This window comes from Haemophilus haemolyticus M19501 (assembly GCF_000222025.1).
Taxonomy (GTDB): Bacteria; Pseudomonadota; Gammaproteobacteria; order Enterobacterales; family Pasteurellaceae; genus Haemophilus; species Haemophilus haemolyticus_G.
In genome coordinates this window covers 69676-89174 of sequence record NZ_AFQO01000016.1, presented here as the reverse complement: position 1 = coordinate 89174, position 19499 = coordinate 69676, and the positions used below count along the sequence as shown (strand labels likewise).

At 39.0% G+C, this 19499-nt stretch carries 31 protein-coding genes; 6 read left to right on the top strand and 25 right to left on the bottom strand.

From position 1 onward, the window contains the following. The first annotated feature begins 90 nt into the window (after positions 1 to 90). The 4 genes from hslO to ispC all read left to right on the top strand — a co-directional run bounded on the left by hslO (position 91) and on the right by ispC (position 4773). Positions 91 to 972 carry an Hsp33 family molecular chaperone HslO gene (gene hslO / locus GG9_RS00520; RefSeq protein ID WP_005632775.1) on the top strand — a complete coding sequence of 294 codons (882 nt, stop codon included), beginning with the start codon at positions 91 to 93 and terminating at the stop codon, positions 970 to 972. A 173-nt stretch (positions 973 to 1145) separates the two neighbouring features. Continuing rightward, positions 1146 to 2762, top strand: coding sequence for a phosphoenolpyruvate carboxykinase (ATP) (gene pckA / locus GG9_RS00525; protein WP_005632774.1), 1617 nt, complete (start codon positions 1146 to 1148; stop codon positions 2760 to 2762). A gap of 150 nt (positions 2763 to 2912) precedes the next feature. After that, positions 2913 to 3470, top strand: a complete 558-nt coding sequence (gene frr, locus GG9_RS00530; RefSeq protein ID WP_005632773.1) for a ribosome recycling factor — start codon at positions 2913 to 2915, stop codon at positions 3468 to 3470. 109 nt (positions 3471 to 3579) lie between these two features. After that, positions 3580 to 4773, top strand: a complete 1194-nt coding sequence (ispC, locus tag GG9_RS00535) for a 1-deoxy-D-xylulose-5-phosphate reductoisomerase (protein ID WP_005632772.1) — start codon at positions 3580 to 3582, stop codon at positions 4771 to 4773. 31 nt (positions 4774 to 4804) lie between these two features. On the opposite strand, the gene GG9_RS00540 is transcribed toward ispC, so the two are convergent. Further along, positions 4805 to 5614 (bottom strand): sulfite exporter TauE/SafE family protein, encoded by an 810-nt coding sequence (locus tag GG9_RS00540; RefSeq protein ID WP_032825188.1) that lies wholly within the window; start codon positions 5612 to 5614, stop codon positions 4805 to 4807. A 136-nt stretch (positions 5615 to 5750) separates the two neighbouring features. On the opposite strand from GG9_RS00540, the gene GG9_RS00545 reads away from it, so the two are divergent. Together GG9_RS00545 and GG9_RS00550 are read left to right on the top strand one after the other, a co-directional pair. Further along, complete coding sequence (locus GG9_RS00545) at positions 5751 to 6830, top strand: anaerobic sulfatase maturase (RefSeq protein WP_005632770.1); 1080 nt, start codon at positions 5751 to 5753, stop codon at positions 6828 to 6830. Positions 6831 to 6951: 121 nt separating this feature from the next. Then, positions 6952 to 7548 carry a Crp/Fnr family transcriptional regulator gene (locus GG9_RS00550; RefSeq protein WP_005632769.1) on the top strand — a complete coding sequence of 199 codons (597 nt, stop codon included), beginning with the start codon at positions 6952 to 6954 and terminating at the stop codon, positions 7546 to 7548. 120 nt (positions 7549 to 7668) lie between these two features. On the opposite strand, the gene rplQ is transcribed toward GG9_RS00550, so the two are convergent. The 24 genes from rplQ to rplB form a co-directional block, all read right to left on the bottom strand. Continuing rightward, positions 7669 to 8055: a 50S ribosomal protein L17 gene (gene rplQ / locus GG9_RS00555; protein ID WP_005632768.1), complete on the bottom strand. Its 387-nt coding sequence runs from the start codon at positions 8053 to 8055 to the stop codon at positions 7669 to 7671. A 40-nt stretch (positions 8056 to 8095) separates the two neighbouring features. Further along, a complete protein-coding gene (locus GG9_RS00560; RefSeq protein ID WP_005632767.1) occupies positions 8096 to 9085 on the bottom strand; it encodes a DNA-directed RNA polymerase subunit alpha in 990 nt (329 codons plus the stop codon). A 31-nt stretch (positions 9086 to 9116) separates the two neighbouring features. Then, positions 9117 to 9737: a 30S ribosomal protein S4 gene (rpsD, locus tag GG9_RS00565; protein WP_005625866.1), complete on the bottom strand. Its 621-nt coding sequence runs from the start codon at positions 9735 to 9737 to the stop codon at positions 9117 to 9119. Between the two features lie 29 nt (positions 9738 to 9766). Continuing rightward, positions 9767 to 10156 (bottom strand): 30S ribosomal protein S11, encoded by a 390-nt coding sequence (rpsK, locus tag GG9_RS00570; RefSeq protein WP_005543603.1) that lies wholly within the window; start codon positions 10154 to 10156, stop codon positions 9767 to 9769. Between the two features lie 16 nt (positions 10157 to 10172). Then, positions 10173 to 10529, bottom strand: coding sequence for a 30S ribosomal protein S13 (gene rpsM / locus GG9_RS00575; RefSeq protein WP_005625867.1), 357 nt, complete (start codon positions 10527 to 10529; stop codon positions 10173 to 10175). Positions 10530 to 10670: 141 nt separating this feature from the next. Then, the gene (gene rpmJ / locus GG9_RS00580) at positions 10671 to 10784 is read right to left on the bottom strand and encodes a 50S ribosomal protein L36 (protein WP_005625868.1); all 114 of its coding nucleotides are present in this window, start codon (positions 10782 to 10784) and stop codon (positions 10671 to 10673) included. Positions 10785 to 10812: 28 nt separating this feature from the next. After that, positions 10813 to 12138, bottom strand: a complete 1326-nt coding sequence (secY, locus tag GG9_RS00585) for a preprotein translocase subunit SecY (RefSeq protein ID WP_005625869.1) — start codon at positions 12136 to 12138, stop codon at positions 10813 to 10815. A 7-nt stretch (positions 12139 to 12145) separates the two neighbouring features. Then, entirely contained in the window at positions 12146 to 12580 is a 435-nt protein-coding gene (rplO, locus tag GG9_RS00590) for a 50S ribosomal protein L15 (protein WP_005632765.1), read from the bottom strand. A gap of 3 nt (positions 12581 to 12583) precedes the next feature. Beyond that, complete coding sequence (rpmD, locus tag GG9_RS00595; protein ID WP_005543631.1) at positions 12584 to 12763, bottom strand: 50S ribosomal protein L30; 180 nt, start codon at positions 12761 to 12763, stop codon at positions 12584 to 12586. A 6-nt stretch (positions 12764 to 12769) separates the two neighbouring features. Next, positions 12770 to 13270: a 30S ribosomal protein S5 gene (rpsE, locus tag GG9_RS00600; RefSeq protein WP_005625871.1), complete on the bottom strand. Its 501-nt coding sequence runs from the start codon at positions 13268 to 13270 to the stop codon at positions 12770 to 12772. Between the two features lie 14 nt (positions 13271 to 13284). Beyond that, entirely contained in the window at positions 13285 to 13638 is a 354-nt protein-coding gene (gene rplR, locus GG9_RS00605; protein ID WP_005625873.1) for a 50S ribosomal protein L18, read from the bottom strand. Between the two features lie 13 nt (positions 13639 to 13651). Continuing rightward, positions 13652 to 14185, bottom strand: coding sequence for a 50S ribosomal protein L6 (gene rplF / locus GG9_RS00610; RefSeq protein WP_005632763.1), 534 nt, complete (start codon positions 14183 to 14185; stop codon positions 13652 to 13654). A gap of 15 nt (positions 14186 to 14200) precedes the next feature. Further along, complete coding sequence (rpsH, locus tag GG9_RS00615) at positions 14201 to 14593, bottom strand: 30S ribosomal protein S8 (RefSeq protein ID WP_005632761.1); 393 nt, start codon at positions 14591 to 14593, stop codon at positions 14201 to 14203. A 36-nt stretch (positions 14594 to 14629) separates the two neighbouring features. Continuing rightward, positions 14630 to 14935: a 30S ribosomal protein S14 gene (gene rpsN / locus GG9_RS00620; RefSeq protein WP_005625879.1), complete on the bottom strand. Its 306-nt coding sequence runs from the start codon at positions 14933 to 14935 to the stop codon at positions 14630 to 14632. A gap of 11 nt (positions 14936 to 14946) precedes the next feature. Further along, entirely contained in the window at positions 14947 to 15486 is a 540-nt protein-coding gene (gene rplE, locus GG9_RS00625) for a 50S ribosomal protein L5 (RefSeq protein WP_005625881.1), read from the bottom strand. A gap of 17 nt (positions 15487 to 15503) precedes the next feature. After that, the gene (gene rplX / locus GG9_RS00630) at positions 15504 to 15815 is read right to left on the bottom strand and encodes a 50S ribosomal protein L24 (RefSeq protein ID WP_005632759.1); all 312 of its coding nucleotides are present in this window, start codon (positions 15813 to 15815) and stop codon (positions 15504 to 15506) included. Positions 15816 to 15825: 10 nt separating this feature from the next. Continuing rightward, a complete protein-coding gene (gene rplN, locus GG9_RS00635; RefSeq protein ID WP_005548786.1) occupies positions 15826 to 16197 on the bottom strand; it encodes a 50S ribosomal protein L14 in 372 nt (123 codons plus the stop codon). A 234-nt stretch (positions 16198 to 16431) separates the two neighbouring features. Continuing rightward, the gene (gene rpsQ, locus GG9_RS00640) at positions 16432 to 16689 is read right to left on the bottom strand and encodes a 30S ribosomal protein S17 (protein ID WP_005625886.1); all 258 of its coding nucleotides are present in this window, start codon (positions 16687 to 16689) and stop codon (positions 16432 to 16434) included. Then, positions 16689 to 16880: a 50S ribosomal protein L29 gene (gene rpmC / locus GG9_RS00645; protein WP_005625888.1), complete on the bottom strand. Its 192-nt coding sequence runs from the start codon at positions 16878 to 16880 to the stop codon at positions 16689 to 16691. The genes rpsQ and rpmC overlap by 1 nt, the downstream gene beginning before the upstream one ends. Next, on the bottom strand, positions 16880 to 17290 hold the full coding sequence (gene rplP, locus GG9_RS00650; RefSeq protein ID WP_005625890.1) for a 50S ribosomal protein L16: 411 nt from the start codon (positions 17288 to 17290) through the stop codon (positions 16880 to 16882). The genes rpmC and rplP overlap by 1 nt, the downstream gene beginning before the upstream one ends. Positions 17291 to 17303: 13 nt before the next feature. Then, positions 17304 to 18011 (bottom strand): 30S ribosomal protein S3, encoded by a 708-nt coding sequence (gene rpsC / locus GG9_RS00655; protein WP_005625894.1) that lies wholly within the window; start codon positions 18009 to 18011, stop codon positions 17304 to 17306. Positions 18012 to 18028: 17 nt separating this feature from the next. Beyond that, the gene (rplV, locus tag GG9_RS00660; protein ID WP_005625897.1) at positions 18029 to 18361 is read right to left on the bottom strand and encodes a 50S ribosomal protein L22; all 333 of its coding nucleotides are present in this window, start codon (positions 18359 to 18361) and stop codon (positions 18029 to 18031) included. A gap of 11 nt (positions 18362 to 18372) precedes the next feature. Then, positions 18373 to 18648, bottom strand: coding sequence for a 30S ribosomal protein S19 (gene rpsS, locus GG9_RS00665; RefSeq protein WP_005539416.1), 276 nt, complete (start codon positions 18646 to 18648; stop codon positions 18373 to 18375). A 26-nt stretch (positions 18649 to 18674) separates the two neighbouring features. Then, positions 18675 to 19496 (bottom strand): 50S ribosomal protein L2, encoded by an 822-nt coding sequence (gene rplB / locus GG9_RS00670; RefSeq protein WP_005625898.1) that lies wholly within the window; start codon positions 19494 to 19496, stop codon positions 18675 to 18677. Positions 19497 to 19499 lie beyond the last annotated feature (3 nt).

The following is a 19499-nucleotide window of genomic DNA, read 5'->3' as shown; positions in this document are numbered from 1 at the left end:
CCAATTATGAGTAGCAACACTTAAATAAGATGATAAAACAAAAAGTGCGGGAAAAACTACCGCACTTTTTATTTCAATTAGGAATGATTAATGACCAATCAACAAGACTATACTCAAGACAATGACAAGCTTTACCGTTATCTTTTCCAAAATCGTGCGGTTCGTGGGGAATGGGTTCGCTTAAATAAAACATTCACTGATACATTAAATACCCATCAGTATCCTAAAGCAGTACAAGATTTATTAGGTGAAATGATGGTGGCGACTAATTTGCTCACTGCCACACTAAAATTTGACGGCAATATCACCGTACAAATTCAAGGCGATGGTCCATTACGCTTAGCATTAGTAAATGGCAATGATCAACAACAAATCCGCGCCCTTGCTCGAGTGGATGGCAACATCACTGAAAATATGAGTCTGCACAATATGATTGGCAAAGGCGTATTGGTCATTACTATTGCACCAAAAGAAGGCGAACGCTATCAAGGTGTAATTAGCTTGGATAAACCGACGATCACAGAATGCTTAGAAGATTATTTTGTACGCTCAGAACAGCTTCAAACTCAATTAATTATTCGTACTGGAGAATATGAAGGAAAGCCAGTGGCAGCAGGTATGTTATTACAAATTATGCCTGATGGTTCTGGTACATTAGAAGATTTTGAGCATTTAACTACGCTCGCATCAACAGTAAAAGATGAAGAATTATTTGGTCTCCCAGCAGAAGAGTTACTCTATCGTTTATATCACGAAGAAACCGTCAATCTTTATCCAGCACAAGATGTACAATTTTTCTGTGGCTGCTCCGCAGAGCGTTCTGGTTCTGCATTACTGCTCATCTCCGATGAAGAAATTGACGAAATATTAACCGAGCATAAAGGCAGTATTGATATGCAATGTGAATGTTGTGGCACACACTACTTCTTTAATAAAGAAGCGATTGAAAAATTAAAATCAACAAAGCTTTAAAAACAATCCCGACGCCATGTCGGGATTTTTGATCTACATCATTGATACACCTAAAAATAGGTAATGGAGAGCTATAATTTTTTAAAAATGAGATCTAGTTAACATTTTTTTGCATTGACATTCTTTAGAATAGGCAATAGTTAAATTTTAATCTTAAATATTAGAGGTGACTTATGACAGACTTAAACAAAGTAGTAAAAGAACTTGAAGCGCTAGGCATTTATGACGTAAAAGACGTTGTCTACAATCCAAGCTACGAGCAATTGTTCGAAGAAGAAACCAATCCAGGTTTAGAAGGCTTTGAAAAAGGTACTTTAACTACGACTGGTGCCGTAGCTGTAGATACTGGTATCTTCACTGGCCGTTCACCAAAAGATAAATATATCGTGTTAGATGAAAAAACCAAAGATACTGTTTGGTGGACATCTGAAGCAGCGAAAAATGACAACAAACCAATGAACCAAGCTACATGGCAAAGCTTAAAAGACTTGGTGACTAACCAACTTTCTCGTAAACGCTTATTTGTGGTTGATGGTTTCTGTGGCGCGAGCGAACGCGACCGTATTGCAGTACGTATTGTAACTGAAGTTGCATGGCAAGCACATTTTGTGAAAAATATGTTTATTCGCCCAACTGAAGAACAACTCAAAAATTTTGAACCAGATTTCGTTGTAATGAATGGTTCTAAAGTAACCAATCCAAACTGGAAAGAACAAGGTTTAAATTCAGAAAACTTCGTTGCCTTCAACTTAACTGAGCGCATTCAATTAATCGGTGGTACTTGGTACGGCGGTGAAATGAAAAAAGGTATGTTCTCAATGATGAACTACTTCCTACCACTTAAAGGTGTTGGCGCAATGCACTGTTCAGCTAATGTTGGTAAAGATGGCGATGTAGCAATCTTCTTCGGCTTATCTGGTACAGGTAAAACAACTCTTTCAACCGATCCAAAACGTGAATTAATCGGTGACGATGAACACGGTTGGGATGATGTGGGTATCTTTAACTTTGAAGGTGGTTGCTATGCGAAAACCATTCACCTTTCAGAAGAAAATGAACCAGATATTTACCGCGCTATCCGTCGCGATGCATTATTAGAAAACGTGGTTGTTCGTGCAGATGGTTCTGTTAATTTCGATGATGGTTCAAAAACAGAAAATACTCGCGTGTCTTACCCAATTTATCACATCGATAACATTGTAAAACCAGTTTCTCGTGCTGGCCACGCAACTAAAGTGATTTTCTTAACAGCAGATGCATTTGGCGTATTACCACCAGTATCTAAATTGACACCAGAACAAACTAAATACTACTTCTTATCAGGTTTCACTGCAAAATTAGCAGGTACTGAACGTGGTATTACTGAACCAACTCCAACTTTCTCAGCATGCTTCGGCGCAGCGTTCTTAACGCTTCACCCAACTCAATATGCGGAAGTGTTAGTAAAACGTATGCAAGCAGCAGGTGCTGAAGCTTACTTAGTGAATACTGGTTGGAATGGCACAGGAAAACGTATCTCAATCAAAGATACTCGCGGAATCATTGATGCAATCTTAGATGGCTCAATTGAAAAAGCTGAAATGGGCGAATTACCAATCTTCAACTTAGCAATTCCTAAAGCATTACCAGGTGTAGATTCTGCAATCTTGGATCCTCGTGATACTTACGCAGATAAAGCACAATGGCAATCAAAAGCTGAAGACTTAGCCGGTCGCTTTGTGAAAAACTTTGTTAAATATGCAACTAATGAAGAAGGCAAAGCTTTAATTGCAGCTGGTCCTAAAGCTTAATTAAAAATACTAAAAATATTAACCGCACTTTGGGTAACTGAAGTGCGGTCATTTTTTATCTGTTTTCAAGCTGATAAATGTATTCAAAAATTTACAAAAATCCAGTAAAATCACCGCGTTTTAACTTTCGTCAATTAAAAGGATAATGCAATGCTTAACCAAATTAAAAAAGATGCTCAAGATCGTATGGAAAAAAGCCTTGAAGCATTAAAAGGCCATATTTCGAAAATCCGTACTGGTCGTGCACAACCAAGTTTACTTGATGCAATTCAAGTTGAATATTATGGTGCGGCGACCCCACTTCGCCAATTAGCAAACGTAGTGGCAGAAGATGCACGTACTTTAGCTGTAACTGTTTTTGATCGTTCTTTAATCTCTGCGGTAGAAAAAGCAATTTTAACCTCAGATTTAGGTTTAAACCCATCTTCAGCGGGTACCACAATCCGTGTTCCGCTTCCTCCATTAACAGAAGAACGCCGTCGCGATTTAATCAAAATTGTAAAAGGCGAAGGTGAACAAGGTAAAGTTGCGGTTCGTAATGTGCGTCGTGATGCGAATGATAAAATCAAAGCATTATTAAAAGACAAAGAAATCAGCGAAAACGAACAACATAAAGCAGAAGAAGAAATCCAAAAAATCACAGATATTTACATTAAAAAAGTAGATGAAGTATTAGCGGATAAAGAAAAAGAATTAATGGATTTCTAATCATAAAAAATTCGAAAGGCAGACAGTTTTGTCTGCCTTTATTTTATTAGGTATGCGGATTTAGACGTACCAATGAAAATATAATCAACAAAAGTGCGGTAAAGATTCTATGCAAAAACAAAACATTGTCATTCTTGGTTCAACGGGATCAATCGGTAAGAGTACTCTTTCTGTTATCGAAAATAATCCTCAGAAATATCATGCATTTGCACTCGTAGGCGGAAAGAATGTAGAAGCAATGTTTGAACAATGTATCAAATTCCGACCGCACTTTGCGGCTCTTGATGATGTAAATGCTGCTAAAATTTTACGTGAGAAATTAATTGCGCATCATATTCCAACGGAAGTATTAGCGGGACAACAAGCTATTTGCAAACTCGCAGCACACCCAGATGCCGATCAGATAATGGCGTCGATTGTTGGTGCAGCAGGATTGTTACCGACTCTTTCAGCGGTTAAAGCGGGTAAACAGGTGTTACTAGCAAATAAAGAATCATTGGTAACCTGCGGACAGCTTTTTATTGATGCTGTAAAAAACTGTGGTGCGAAGCTTTTACCAGTAGATAGTGAACATAATGCTATTTTTCAATCGTTACCACCAGAAGCACAAGAAAAAATCGGTTTTTGCCCACTTTCTGAATTAGGTGTAAGTAAAATTATACTCACTGGTTCTGGCGGGCCATTTCGTTACACACCACTCGAACAGTTTACTAGTATCACGCCAGAACAAGCAGTTGCGCACCCTAATTGGTCTATGGGTAAAAAAATCTCTGTCGATTCAGCAACAATGATGAATAAAGGCTTAGAATACATTGAAGCTCGCTGGCTTTTCAACGCAAGTGCAGAAGAAATGGAAGTCATTATTCATCCACAATCGATTATTCATTCTATGGTGCGTTATGTTGATGGCTCAGTCATTGCTCAAATGGGAAATCCAGATATGCGTACACCAATTGCAGAAACTATGGCATATCCTCACCGCACTTTTGCTGGAGTAGAACCACTCGATTTCTTTAAAGTCAAAGAACTGACGTTTATTGAACCTGATTTTAATCGCTATCCAAATTTAAAACTGGCTATTGATGCCTTTGCTGCGGGTCAATATGCGACAACAGCAATGAATGCAGCTAATGAAATTGCTGTACAAGCATTTTTAGATCGTCAAATTAGCTTTATAGATATTGTAAAAATTAATTCGAAAACGATTGAGAAAATTTCGCCTTATACCATTCAAAATATTGATGATGTACTCGAAATTGATGCGCAAGCAAGAGAGATTGCGAAAACGCTAATTGGGGAATAGACCTAGAATAACTAGGTCTAGTTTATTCGATTTAATGGAATACAAATTCCAAAATACACATATAAGCTGCAATACAAAATAAAATAATCGCCAATAATTTTCTTGTTAAAGCCGGATTCATTAATCCACGCAATTTCATTGAGAAGAAACTCATTCCAAATGAACCCAAGGTAACGACACCAACTACAAGAAAATTTACATATCCTAATTGGCCACTTAGACTGACACCATAAGGAAAAGCTCTTGTAAGATAGCCATATAAATTACCAATACCACCAATAATCATCATGTAGTTCGTATAAACGGCAATTTGCTGTGTTTTTACCCCTTTTAATTGGCCTACAAGCGGAGCAAGGATAGATCCGCCTCCAATACCTGTAATACCCGCAATTAAGCCTCCTCCGCAGCAACTAATACTGCCTTTAGCTCGTTCTATAGGAGACATATTAAACACTTCTATTTGTGTTCTCGATCTGTTTAAAAATGTTTTAATCGCAAGTGCACTTAAACTAACCGTAAAAATTAAACTAATGATCGCTGTAGAAAAATAAAAACTTAATTCAAAACCAATTTGCACGCCAATCACCATAGCAATAGACCATAAAATCATATTGATATAATCAATTTTGATTTTTTGCTTATGGAAAAATAATAAGTTAATCAATGCGGTACACATCACAATGGTGAGTGACGTAGCTGAAATAACTTGAAGCGGCAATTCGGGAAATAACGTACGTAAAATTGGCACCATCAATACCCCACCGCCAATACCAAAAATAGCAGAAACCATATTGGTACAAATACCGCAAATCAGTAAGATAAAAATTGTACTAATTGCCATTGCTACTCCTATCAAGAAAATCAGCTTAATAATATATTCTAATTGTGGCGTAAGGGGATGAGCATATCTTATGATCAGCATCATATACACTTAAAAATATTCTGTTATGATGAAAAAAATAGAAAGGATATGATGTATGAACGCATTTCAATTAATGGCAAAACCTACTGGCTCAATTTGTAATTTAGATTGCCAATATTGCTTTTACTTGGAAAAACCTCATTTAAATCAACGAGCCATGAGTGATAAGGTATTAGAAACCTATATCAAAGCTTACATAGAAACTGCCCCTCAACAACAAGTAACTTTCCTCTGGCAAGGCGGTGAGCCAACTATGGCAGGCCTTGATTTCTATAAAAGAGCGGTCGATTTTCAGCATAAATACGCTAATGGGAAACAAATTGAAAATTCGCTACAAACCAATGGTGTATTACTTAATGCCGATTGGTGCCGTTTTCTACATGATCAGAATTTTCTTGTGGGGCTTTCTATAGATGGTCCAGAATACTTACATGATGCCTACCGTTTAACTAAAAATGGCAAAGGCACATTTCAACAAGTAATAGATGCACTAGATTTACTACATAACTATCAAGTATCTTTTAATACTCTCACAGTCGTGCATAATCTAAATGTCCTACATGGCAAAGAAATCTATCATTTTCTAAAACGAATTGGATCGCCATATATGCAATTTATTCCACTAATGGGAGATTATAAGCAACAAGCCTCTGCAAAGGATTATGGCCAGTTTCTAATTAATATTTTTGATGAATGGTACGCCAATGATGTAGGAAAAATTGGGATTCAGTTTATTGAACAATGGTTTATGGCCTATCTTGGATTGCAACCTGATTTATGTATTTTTCGTGAAACCTGCGGTGATCAATTAGTTATTGAACAAAATGGCGATATTTATAGTTGCGATCATTATGTTTACCCTGAGTACAAGTTGGGAAATCTCATAGAAACACCACTAGTAACATTGGTTGATAACATAAAACAAAAACATTTCGGTTCAGCGAAATCCTTTCTTTCCGAACGATGCAAAAGCTGTAAATTTCGTTTTGCCTGTCATGGAGGTTGCCCAAAACATCGAACTGTTCAAGGATTTGGAAAACCACATAATCAACTCTGTGAAGCCTATTATGCCGCGCTCTCTCACATGGAACCCTATTTGAAAGAATTTGCAAAATGCTTTGGTAAAGCAAAATAACATTATTCATTTAAAATAAAAATTTTGTTACCAAGTTAACACTTTTAAAACTTGCTTATAGCGGATAAAAACAGAAATTTGTATAGTAGCCAAAAGTTTTTTATGTATTAAAAGGATATTTATGTCAAGCTCATCACCTTATTTACCTCAAAACTTACACCAATGCATGATTTCTGAAAGCAAAACACTAGGGAAAAACAGCTTAATTTATACTCAAGGTGAAAAACCTAAAGAATTTTATTTTTTAAAACGAGGGCTTGTCGGGCTTTATCACAGCTTAGAAAATGGTAAAGAAACCTTGACTCGACTTTATCATGCTAACGAATATTTTGGGTTTAGAACAATCTTTAGTGAAACAACTTATCATTGTAGTGCAAAGGTATTACTAGAAGCAGATATTATTCGTATATTTCCTGGAAATCACACTACTTTTATCGCAAATAATCCTGATTTTTCCTGCTATCTTATGAAACAACTCTCGAATGAATTATATGATGCAGAACACCGAGTAAGTAGTACAGCCTATAAACGAAGCTATGAGCGTATAATTGATGCAATTGAAAATCTAACTGAAAGTTATCCCGATTATCCTTGGACCTACCGAGAAGTAGCTGAATTTTGTGGATGCGAAACAGAAACGGCTATTCGTATTAGTCAAGAATTAAAGAAACAAGGAATTCTAGACAAAAATACAAGACATTTACGAATCTGCTCTTAAATTTAAGATTATGGTTTTGAACTATCTATCTAAATAATTTTTCAGTAAATAAAACGCTTTTTACTTACATATAAAATAAAAAAGCTCACTATAAAGTGAGCTTTTCCTTTGAATTGATTTTTATTCCTCAGTAGCTGCATCAGCAACTTCTGGGCGATCAACTAACTCAATGTATGCCATTGGTGCATTATCGCCTGCACGGAAACCACATTTCAAAATGCGAGTGTAACCACCTGCACGTTGAGCAAAACGTGGGCCTAATTCATTAAATAATTTTGCAACAGTTTCAACGTTGCGAGTACGAGCGAATGCTAAACGACGGTTTGCAACGCTATCTACTTTTGCTAATGTAATTAACGGTTCAACTACACGGCGTAATTCTTTAGCTTTAGGCAAAGTAGTCTTAATGATTTCATGACTAACTAAAGCACTTGCTAAGTTACGAAACATCGCTTGGCGATGGCTGCTATTACGGTTTAGTTGACGACCACTCTTACGATGGCGCATGATCTTATCCTTCTCAGAAAAATCTTAACCTATGACCAAACTAGTCTTCAGCAATACTTGCTGGTGGCCAATTTTCAAGGCGCATACCAAGTGACAAGCCACGTGAAGCGAGCACATCCTTAATTTCAGTAAGAGATTTCTTACCAAGATTAGGTGTTTTTAATAATTCAACTTCTGTACGTTGTACTAAATCACCGATATAATGAATTGTTTCTGCTTTCAAACAGTTAGCAGAACGAACTGTCAACTCTAAGTCATCTACAGGACGTAGTAAAATCGGATCAAATTCCGGTTTTTCTTCCTTAACTTCAGGTTGACGAACATCACGCAAATCAACGAATGCATCGAGTTGTTCTGCTAAAATTGTTGCTGCACGACGAATTGCTTCTTCAGGCTCAAGCGTACCGTTAGTTTCTAACTCAATAACAAGCTTATCTAAGTCCGTACGTTGTTCTACACGCGCTGCTTCTACATTGTATGCAATGCGATCTACAGGGCTATAACAAGCATCCACTAATAAACGACCAATTGGACGCTCCTCAGTTTGGCTATGTGTACGAGCTGAAGCTGGAACATATCCTCTACCACGTTGAACACGAATACGCATACTAATTGATGCATTCTCGTCTGTTAAGTGACAGATTACATGATCCGGATTCACAATTTCAACATCACCATCGTGGGTAATGTCCGCTGCAACAACAGGGCCAATTCCAGATTTATTTAATGTCAGAATAACGTCATCTTTATTCTGTACTTTAACCGCTAGACCTTTAAGGTTTAAAAGTACTTCAAGAACATCTTCTTGAACACCTTCCTTACTACTATATTCGTGCAATACGCCATCAATTTCTACTTCAGTTACAGCACAACCTGGCATTGAAGACAGAAGGATACGACGCAATGCATTACCTAGAGTATGGCCAAAACCGCGCTCTAACGGTTCTAAGATCACCTTAGCATGAGTTGAACTAATTTGTTCAATATCTACTAAACGTGGTTTTAAAAATTCTGTAACAGAACCCTGCATTTTATCCTCTCTTTGCTTTTAAGCTTAACTATTATTTAGAGTAAAGCTCAACGATCAGATGTTCGTTAATGTCTGCTGATAAATCAGAACGTTCAGGAACACGTTTGAACACACCTTCCATTTTCGCAGAATCAACTTCTAACCAAGTTGGTTTCTCTCTTTGTTCTGCTAATTCTAATGATGCTTTAATACGTGCTTGTTTTTTAGATTTCTCACGAACAGCAACAACATCATTTACTGAAACTTGGAATGATGGAATATTAACAACACGACCATTTACAACAATCGCTTTGTGGCTCACTAATTGACGAGCTTCTGCGCGAGTTGCAGCAAATCCCATGCGATAAACAACGTTATCCAATCTACCTTCTAATAACACTAATAAGTTCTCACCAGTGTTACCTTTTAAACGGTTTGCTTCTTTATAGTAGTTACGGAATTGACGTTCTAAAATACCATAGATACGACGAACTTTTTGTTTTTCACGTAATTGACTACCATAGTCAGACAAACGCGGTTTACGAGCACCATGTTGACCAGGTGCTGTATCAATTTTACATTTTGAATCAATCGCACGCACGCCTGATTTAAGAAATAAATCAGTACCTTCACGACGGCTGAGCTTGAGTTTTGGACCCAAATATCTTGCCATTTTCTTTCTCCAACTATCCTATATACGTCTTAAACGCGACGTTTTTTCGGTGGACGACAACCGTTATGAGGAATCGGAGTCACATCAGTAATATTCGTGATACGGAAACCCGCTGCGTTTAACGCGCGAATTGTAGATTCACGACCTGGACCCGGACCTTTAACCATAACTTCCAAGTTCTTTAAGCCGAATTCTTTAACAATTTCAGCACAACGTTCAGCAGCAACTTGCGCAGCGAACGGGGTAGATTTACGAGAACCACGGAAACCTGAACCACCTGCAGTCGCCCATGCTAGAGCGTTACCTTGACGGTCAGTAATAGTAACGATTGTATTATTGAAAGATGCGTGAATATGTGCTACGCCATCTACGACTTGTTTTTTTACACGTTTACGTGCACGAACTGGTGTTTTAGCCATTCTTTATTTACCCCGACTATTTTTTGATCGGCTTACGTGGACCCTTACGGGTACGCGCATTAGTTTTAGTACGTTGACCACGTACCGGTAAACTACGACGGTGACGTAAACCACGATAACAACCTAAGTCTAAAAGACGTTTGATGTTTAGTGTTACTTCACGACGTAAATCACCTTCAACGGTAAATTTACCAACTTCGTCACGCAGTTTGTCAATCTGCTCTTCAGACAATTCTCTGATCTTAACATCTTCAGCAATACCCGCTGCAGCACAAATAGCTTTCGAACGAGTCTTACCAATACCGTAAATTGCAGTTAAAGCGATTACAGCGTGTTTGTGATCAGGAATGTTAATGCCTGCAATACGGGCCACTATGCACTCCTATTATTTTAACTAATTTGGTATTCTGATCTTGAAAAGCCCGTTTTCAGGATACTCAAACAGAATACCAAGGACATAAATGAGTTGAGCAGTATAACTGCTCAACTGGTTCTTTGCAAGAAAAAATATGAATTAACCTTGACGTTGTTTATGTTTAGGATCGCTGCACAATACACGTACAACACCTTCACGTTTAACAATTTTACAGTTACGACACATTTTCTTTACGGAAGCACGAACTTTCATTGCTTATCCTTTTCTACTAAATGAACAATTATTGTCCAAAACCTTTTAGGTTTGCTTTTTTCAACGCAGATTCATATTGAGACGACATTAAGTGACTCTGAACCTGCACGATGAAATCCATAATTACAACGACTACAATTAAAAGAGATGTTCCACCGAAGTAAAATTTAACATCCCAAGCCGATGTCATAATATAAGGAACTAAACACACAAACGTTACATAAAGACCGCCAATCAGTGTAAGACGAGTCATAACTTTATCAATATAACGAGATGTTTGTTCCCCTGGTCTAATTCCTGGAATAAATGCACCAGATTTTTTTAGATTATCTGCTGTATCTCGCGGATTATACTGCATTGCAGTGTAAAAGAAGCTAAAGAAAATAATTGCTACAGCATAAACAAGCAAATAAAGAGGCTGACCAGGATTCAACAGCATAGATAAGTTATTTAACCACTCAAACTTATCATTTTGTCCAAACCATTGAGTTAAGGTAGCAGGAAATAAAATAATACTTGAGGCAAAAATTGCCGGCATTACGTTTGCCATATTTACTTTCAATGGTAAATGTGTCGAATGACCACCTAAAATTTGACGACCTTGTTGACGCTTTGCATATTCAACGCGAATTCTACGCTGTCCTCTTTCAACAAAAACAACGAAATAAGTTACTGCAAATACAATAGCTGCGATCAGAAGAAGCACTAATGGATGCATCTGTCCTTGACGAGCCTGCTCAATAGTTTGAAGTATAGCTGATGGTAAACCAGCTACGATACCGCCAAAAACAAGAATTGAAATACCGTTACCAATACCTCTTTCAGTAATTTGTTCACCTAACCACATGAGGAACATAGTTCCAGTTACTAAGCTAACAACCGAAGTGAAGTAAAAACCAAATCCAACGTTTGGCACTAAGCCAGGTAACATATTTGGTAAGCCTGTTGAAATAGCTACTGCCTGAATGGTTGCAAAAACAACTGTCGCATACCGAGTATACTTAGAAATTTTACGTTGACCAGCAGCACCTTCTTTCTTTAATTCTGCTAAAGCAGGAGAAACCGTTGCAAGCAACTGAATTACAATAGATGCCGAGATATACGGCATAATACCTAATGCTAAGATAGATGCACGGCTTAATGCACCACCAGAGAACATATTAAACATGTCAATGATGGTGCCTTTTTGTTGTTCAACTAATTGAGCTAGCACAGCCGCATCAATACCAGGAACCGGAATGAAAGAACCAATTCGGTAAACGATAAGCGCACCTAAAACGAAAAGTAATCGGCTTTTTAATTCACCTTTACCGCTATTAGTACTTCTTGCTTGATAACCTGGTTGTTTAGCCATTTGCTAATTATTCCTCAACTGAACCGCCAGCAGCTTCAATTGCTGCTTTTGCACCCTTAGTTACACGCAAACCACGAACTGTTACTGCAGATTTCACTTCACCCGCTAAAACTACTTTAGCGAATTGGATATCTTTAGTTAAGATATTTGCTGCTTTTAATGTTTCTAAGGTTACTACATTACCTTCAACTTTGGTTAACTCATTCAAACGAACTTCTGCAGTTACTGCAGCTTTCATTGAAGTAAAACCAAATTTTGGTAAACGACGGTATAACGGCATTTGACCACCTTCGAAACCGCGACGAACACCGCCACCAGTACGAGATTTTTGACCTTTATGACCACGGCCACCAGTCTTGCCTAAACCTGAACCAATACCACGACCGAGGCGTTTAGCGCTATGCTTTGAACCTTCAGCCGGAGATAGAGTATTTAAACGCATCTCTTACTCCTCCACTTTAACCATGTATGAAACTTGGTTAATCATACCACGTACTGCAGGCGTATCAATTAACTCAACAGTGTGGTGCATATGGCGAAGACCAAGACCACGCAAGGTAGCTTTATGCTTCGGTAAACGAGCAATTGAGCTACGAACTTGTGTTACTTTAATAGTTTTAGCCATTATTCATTACCCCAAGATTTCATCAACAGTTTTACCGCGTTTTGCAGCAACCATTTCTGGTGATTTCATGTTTGCTAATGCATCAATAGTTGCACGAACAACGTTAATTGGGTTGGTAGAACCATACGCTTTAGAAAGAACGTTACGTACACCTGCAACTTCTAATACTGCACGCATTGCACCACCAGCGATGATACCTGTACCTTCACTTGCTGGCTGCATAAATACACGTGAACCAGTATGTACACCTTTAACTGGATGCTGTAATGTACCTTCATTCAAAGCAACGTTAATCATATTACGACGTGCTTTTTCCATTGCTTTTTGGATCGCTGCTGGAACTTCGCGTGCTTTACCATAACCAAAACCTACTCGGCCATTACCATCGCCCACCACAGTTAATGCAGTGAAACTCATAATACGACCACCTTTTACAGTTTTTGATACACGGTTTACTGCGATTAGCTTCTCTTGCAGTTCACCAACTTGTTTTTCGATGTTTGACATCTCAATTTACCTCATTAGAACTGTAGACCAGCTTCACGTGCAGCGTCCGCTAAAGTTTGGACACGACCATGATATTTAAAACCGGAACGATCAAAAGCAACAGCTTGAACGCCTTTTGCTAATGCGCGTTCTGCAACAGCTTTACCTACTGCAGCAGCGGCATCTTTATTACCGGTGTATTTTACTTGCTCACGAATTGCTTTCTCAACAGTTGAAGCAGCGGCAAGCACTTCTGAACCGTTTGGTGCAATAACTTGTGCATAAATATGACGTGGAGTGCGGTGAATAACTAAACGAGTTACACCTTGCTCTCTCATCATATGACGTGCACGAGCTGCACGACGGATACGAGCTGATTTCTTATCCATAGTGTTACCTTAATTATTTCTTCTTAGCCTCTTTGATACGTACCACTTCATCAGCGTAACGTACCCCTTTACCTTTATAAGGTTCAGGACGGCGATAAGCACGAATATCTGCTGCAACTTGACCGATCAACTGTTTGTCTGCACCTTTCAACACGATTTCGGTTTGAGATGGACATTCTGCAATAATACCTGCCGGCAAAGTGTGCTCTACTGGGTGAGAATAGCCTAAACTTAATGCAATTGCATTGCCTTTAAGTTGAGCTCTGTAACCAACACCCACCAATACTAATTTCTTAGTGAAGCCTTCAGTAACACCGATAACCATTGCATTAACTAATGCACGAGCTGTACCCGATTGAGCATTCGCTTCAACAAAACCTTCACGAGGTGTGAAAGTAAATTGTCCGTTATCTTGTTTTACTTCAACTGATTTGTGAATTTCGCGAGATAACTCGCCATTTTTACCTTTTACTGTTAATAGCTGACCGTCGAGTTTAACTTCAACGCCGGCAGGAATATTAACAGGTGCCTTTGCAACACGAGACATTTTCCTACCTCTCTATTAAGCTACGTAACAGATAATCTCACCGCCTAAACCTGCTTGACGAGCAGCGCGGTCAGTCATAACACCTTTAGATGTAGAAACAACTGCAACACCTAAACCACCCATCACTTTTGGTAATTCGTCTTTACGTTTGTAAATACGAAGACCAGGACGGCTTACACGTTGGATGCTTTCTACAACCGGTTTACCTTGGAAATATTTTAAAGTAATTTCCAATTCAGGTTTTGCACCTTCTAAAACTTTAACGCTTTCGATATAACCTTCAGCAGCTAATACATTGGCGATTGCCACTTTTAGCTTGGATGAAGGCATATTGATCGCAACTTTATTCGCAGCTTGACCGTTACGAATACGGGTCAGCATATCTGCGATTGGATCTTGCATACTCATTGTACTTTTTCTCCGATTCCAAAATAAAGTGGTATATTACCAGCTCGCCTTTTTAAGACCAGGGATTTCACCGCGCATCGCAGCTTCACGAACCTTAATTCGGCTTAAACCAAACTTACGTAAAACGCCATGAGGACGTCCAGTTTGGCGGCAACGGTTACGTTGACGAGATGGGCTAGAATCACGTGGCAAAGTTTGTAACTTTAACACTGCATCCCAACGATCTTCATCAGAGGCATTGACATCAGAAATGATTTTCTTTAATTCAACACGTTTTGCGTAGAATTTTTCAGCCAATTTAACGCGTTTTACATCGCGTGCTTTCATTGATTGTTTAGCCATTATAACCTGCCTTATTTACGGAATGGGAAATTAAAGGCAGCAAGTAGTGCTTGACCTTCTTCATCATTCTTAGCAGTAGTTGTGATAGTGATATCTAAACCACGTACACGATCTACTTTATCGTAATCGATTTCAGGGAAGATGATTTGTTCACGCACACCCATGCTATAGTTACCACGACCATCGAATGATTTCGCGCTTAAACCGCGGAAGTCACGAATACGTGGAACAGCAATTGTAATTAAACGTTCAAAGAACTCCCACATACGCTCACCGCGTAGTGTTACTTTACAACCGATTGGATATCCCTGACGGATTTTAAAGCCAGCAACAGATTTACGGGCTTTAGTTACTAAAGGTTTTTGACCGCTGATTGCTGCTAGGTCCGCTACTGCGTTGTCTAGCAATTTTTTGTCGGTCAATGCTTCACCCACACCCATATTCAGGGTAATCTTTTCGATTCGTGGGACTTGCATGACAGATTTGTAGCCGAATTTATTTTTTAATTCGCTTACTACTTGATCTCTGTAGTAATCATGCAGTTTCGCCATCGCATTACTCCAGTTTGTTAGATAATTTCATTGTTAGATTTGAAGAAACGTACTTTTTTGCCGTCTTCGAATCTAAAACCTATACGGTCAGCTTTATTTGTTTTAGGATTGAAAATCGCAACATTTGAAGCGTCAATTGCAGCTTCTTTTTTCACTAAACCACCAGCTTTTCCTAATGCAGGAACTGGTTTTTCATGTTTAGTAATGATGTTGATACCTTCAACAAACACTTTACCGTTTGGTAACACTTTAGTTACCTTGCCACGTTTGCCCTTATCTTTACCAGTAAGAACAATTACTTCATCATTTTGACGGATTTTAGCAGCCATTACATTCCCCTTACAGTACTTCTGGAGCTAAAGAAATGATCTTCATGAATTTCTCAGAGCGAAGTTCACGAGTCACTGGTCCAAAAATACGAGTACCGATTGGTTGCTCAGTGTTATTATTTAAAATTACACAAGCGTTACCATCGAAACGAATAACTGAGCCATCTGGGCGACGAACACCCTTCTTGGTGCGCACAACAACTGCTTTTAATACATCACCTTTTTTTACTTTACCGCGTGGAATTGCTTCTTTTACAGTAATTTTGATGATGTCACCAATCGCAGCATAACGACGGTGCGATCCACCTAGAACCTTGATACACATTACGCTGCGAGCGCCTGAATTATCAGCAACATCCAGCATAGTCTGTTCTTGGATCATATTAGTGCTCCGTTAAGATTAAAAAAACACCCTTTCGGGACGAACCCATCCACACTATTCAGATAGAATGGCGGATAGGTGGCGGATTTTATCAAAAGAAAAAGAGAAAGGCAATGATAATTTACCTTTATCCTCTTGACCCATTTACTAAAAATGCGGTTGAAATTTACAATACTTTAAATGTAAAAAAAGCCAATGGAATTAACCATTGGCCTTTTATTGTTACATTGTGAATTAAGCGATTACTGCTTTCTCAACAACACGAACTAAAGTCCAAGATTTGGTTTTTGATAGAGGGCGACATTCGCGAATCTCTACGGTATCACCAACTTTGGCTTCATTGTTCTCATCGTGTACGTGTAATTTAGTTGTACGACGGATAAATTTACCATATAAAGGGTGTTTTACCTTACGTTCAATAGCAACAACGAAAGATTTTTCCATTTTGTCGCTAACAACTTTACCTTGTACGCTACGAATTTTATCAGTCATTACTCACCCGCCTTTTCGGTTAATACAGTTTTTACACGTGCAATATCACGACGCACTTGTTTAGCCTGATGGGTTTGTTGAAGCTGACCGGTGGCTGTCTGCATACGCAACTTGAATTGTTCACCTAAAAGGTTTACTAATTCAGCATTCAGCTCTTCAACACTTTTTGTACGTAAATCTTGAGCTTTCATTACATCACCGTCTTAGTTACGAAAGTGGTCTTAACTGGCAATTTAGCAGCTGCTAATGCAAATGCGTTTCTTGCTACTTCTTCAGACACACCATCCATTTCATAAAGCACTTTACCCGGTTGGATTAAGGCTACCCAGTACTCAACGTTACCTTTACCTTTACCCATACGGACTTCTAATGGTTTTTCAGTAATTGGTTTATCTGGGAATACACGAATCCAGATTTTACCTTGACGTTTTACTGCACGTGACATTGCACGACGTGCCGCTTCGATTTGACGAGCGGTTAAACGACAACGACCAACTGCTTTTAAACCGTAAGTACCGAAACTAACTTCAGTACCGCCCGCGATACCACGGTTGCGGCCTTTGTGAACTTTACGGAATTTTGTACGTTTTGGTTGCAACATTTAGCGTTTCTCCTTACTTACGACCTTTACCGCGAGGAGCCTTTTTAGGCTTGTCGGCAGGTTGTTGTTCTGATTGCGCAACGGCAGCCATTCCACCAAGAATTTCACCTTTGAAGATCCACACTTTAACGCCGATTACGCCGTAAGTTGTGTGAGCTTCTGCAGTGTTATAATCGATGTCCGCACGAAGAGTATGTAGAGGTACGCGACCTTCACGATACCATTCTGAACGTGCGATTTCTGCACCACCTAAACGACCGCTAACCTCAACTTTGATACCTTTAGCACCTAAACGCATAGCGCTTTGTACCGCACGTTTCATTGCACGACGGAACATTACACGACGTTCTAATTGAGAAGCGATGCTATCTGCAACTAATTTCGCATCTAATTCAGGTTTTTTCACTTCAGCAATGTTGATTTGAGCAGGAACGCCAGCGATTTTAGACACTGCGTTACGTAATTTTTCAACATCTTCGCCTTTTTTACCGATTACGATACCAGGACGAGCTGTGTGAATAGTTACACGAATACTTTTAGCTGGACGCTCAATAGTAATACGTGAAACTGAAGCATTTGCTAATTCTTTATTTAAGAATTTGCGTACTTTGAAATCGCCTTCAAGATTGTCAGCGAAGTCTTGTGTATTCGCGAACCAAGTAGAGCTCCAAGGTTTAACAATACCTAGGCGAATACCATGTGGATGTACTTTTTGACCCATTGCTATTCCTCTACTTATTAACGATCTGACACAACCACAGTAATGTGGCTAGTACGTTTTAAAATACGATCTGCACGACCTTTAGCACGTGGCATAACACGTTTCATGCTAGGACCTTCATCAACGAAGATTTTAGCAACTTTAAGATCATCGATATCTGCACCGTCATTGTGCTCTGCGTTTGCAATAGCTGATTCTAAAACTTTCTTCACTAAAGCTGCTGCTTTTTTGTTAGTGAAAGTTAAGATTTCTAATGCTTGCGCAACTTTTTTACCACGAATTAAATCGGCAACTAAGCGAGCTTTTTGGGCAGAAGTGCGAGCGTAACGATGTTTTGCGATAGTTTCCATCTATTTACCTCTTATTTCTTAGCTTTCTTATCTGCCGCGTGACCGCGGTATGTACGAGTCGGTGCAAATTCACCAAGCTTATGACCGATCATTTCATCAGATACATAAACAGGAACGTGCTGACGACCATTATGGACTGCGATGGTCAATCCGATCATTGATGGAATGATCATTGAACGACGGGACCAAGTTTTGATTGGTTTTTTATCCCCGCTTTCCACCGCCTTCTCTACCTTCTTCAACAAGTGTAGGTCAAGGAAAGGACCCTTCTTGAGAGAACGTGGCATGGCTAATCCTCTTTTAATTTAATCTATTATTTGCCACGACGACGTACGATATATTTATCAGTACGTTTGTTGTGACGAGTTTTCTTACCTTTGGTTTGAACGCCCCAAGGAGTTACTGGGTGTTTACCAAAGTTACGACCTTCACCACCACCGTGTGGGTGATCTACTGGGTTCATTGCAGTACCACGAACTGTAGGGCGAATACCTCTCCAGCGGTTAGCACCAGCTTTACCCAATACGCGAAGCATATGTTCTGAGTTACCAACTTCACCGATTGTTGCAACACATTCAGCTAATACTTTACGCATTTCGCCAGAACGTAAGCGTAAAGTTACATAGTTGCCTTCACGTGCGATGATTTGTACATAAGCACCAGCAGAACGAGCGATTTGACCGCCTTTACCTGGTTTTAATTCAACGTTATGTACTGTTGAACCAACTGGGATATTACGCATTGGTAATGAGTTACCCACTTTAATTGGTGAGTTTACACCAGCTTGGATTTGATCGCCTACTGACAAACCTTTAGGTGCTAAGATATAACGGCGTTCACCATCTTTATAAAGCACTAAAGCAATGTTAGCAGAACGGTTTGGATCATATTCTAAACGCTCAACAACCGCTGGGATGTCTAACTTGTTACGTTTGAAATCGATTAAACGGTAGTGTTGTTTGTGACCGCCACCAATGTGACGAGTAGTAATACGACCATAGTTGTTACGACCACCAGTTTTAGATTTAGTATCTAGAAGAGGTGCGTAAGGTTTACCCTTGTGTAATTCAGGGTTCACGATTTTAACAACGTGACGACGACCAGCGGAGGTCGGCTTACATTTAACGATAGCCATTCT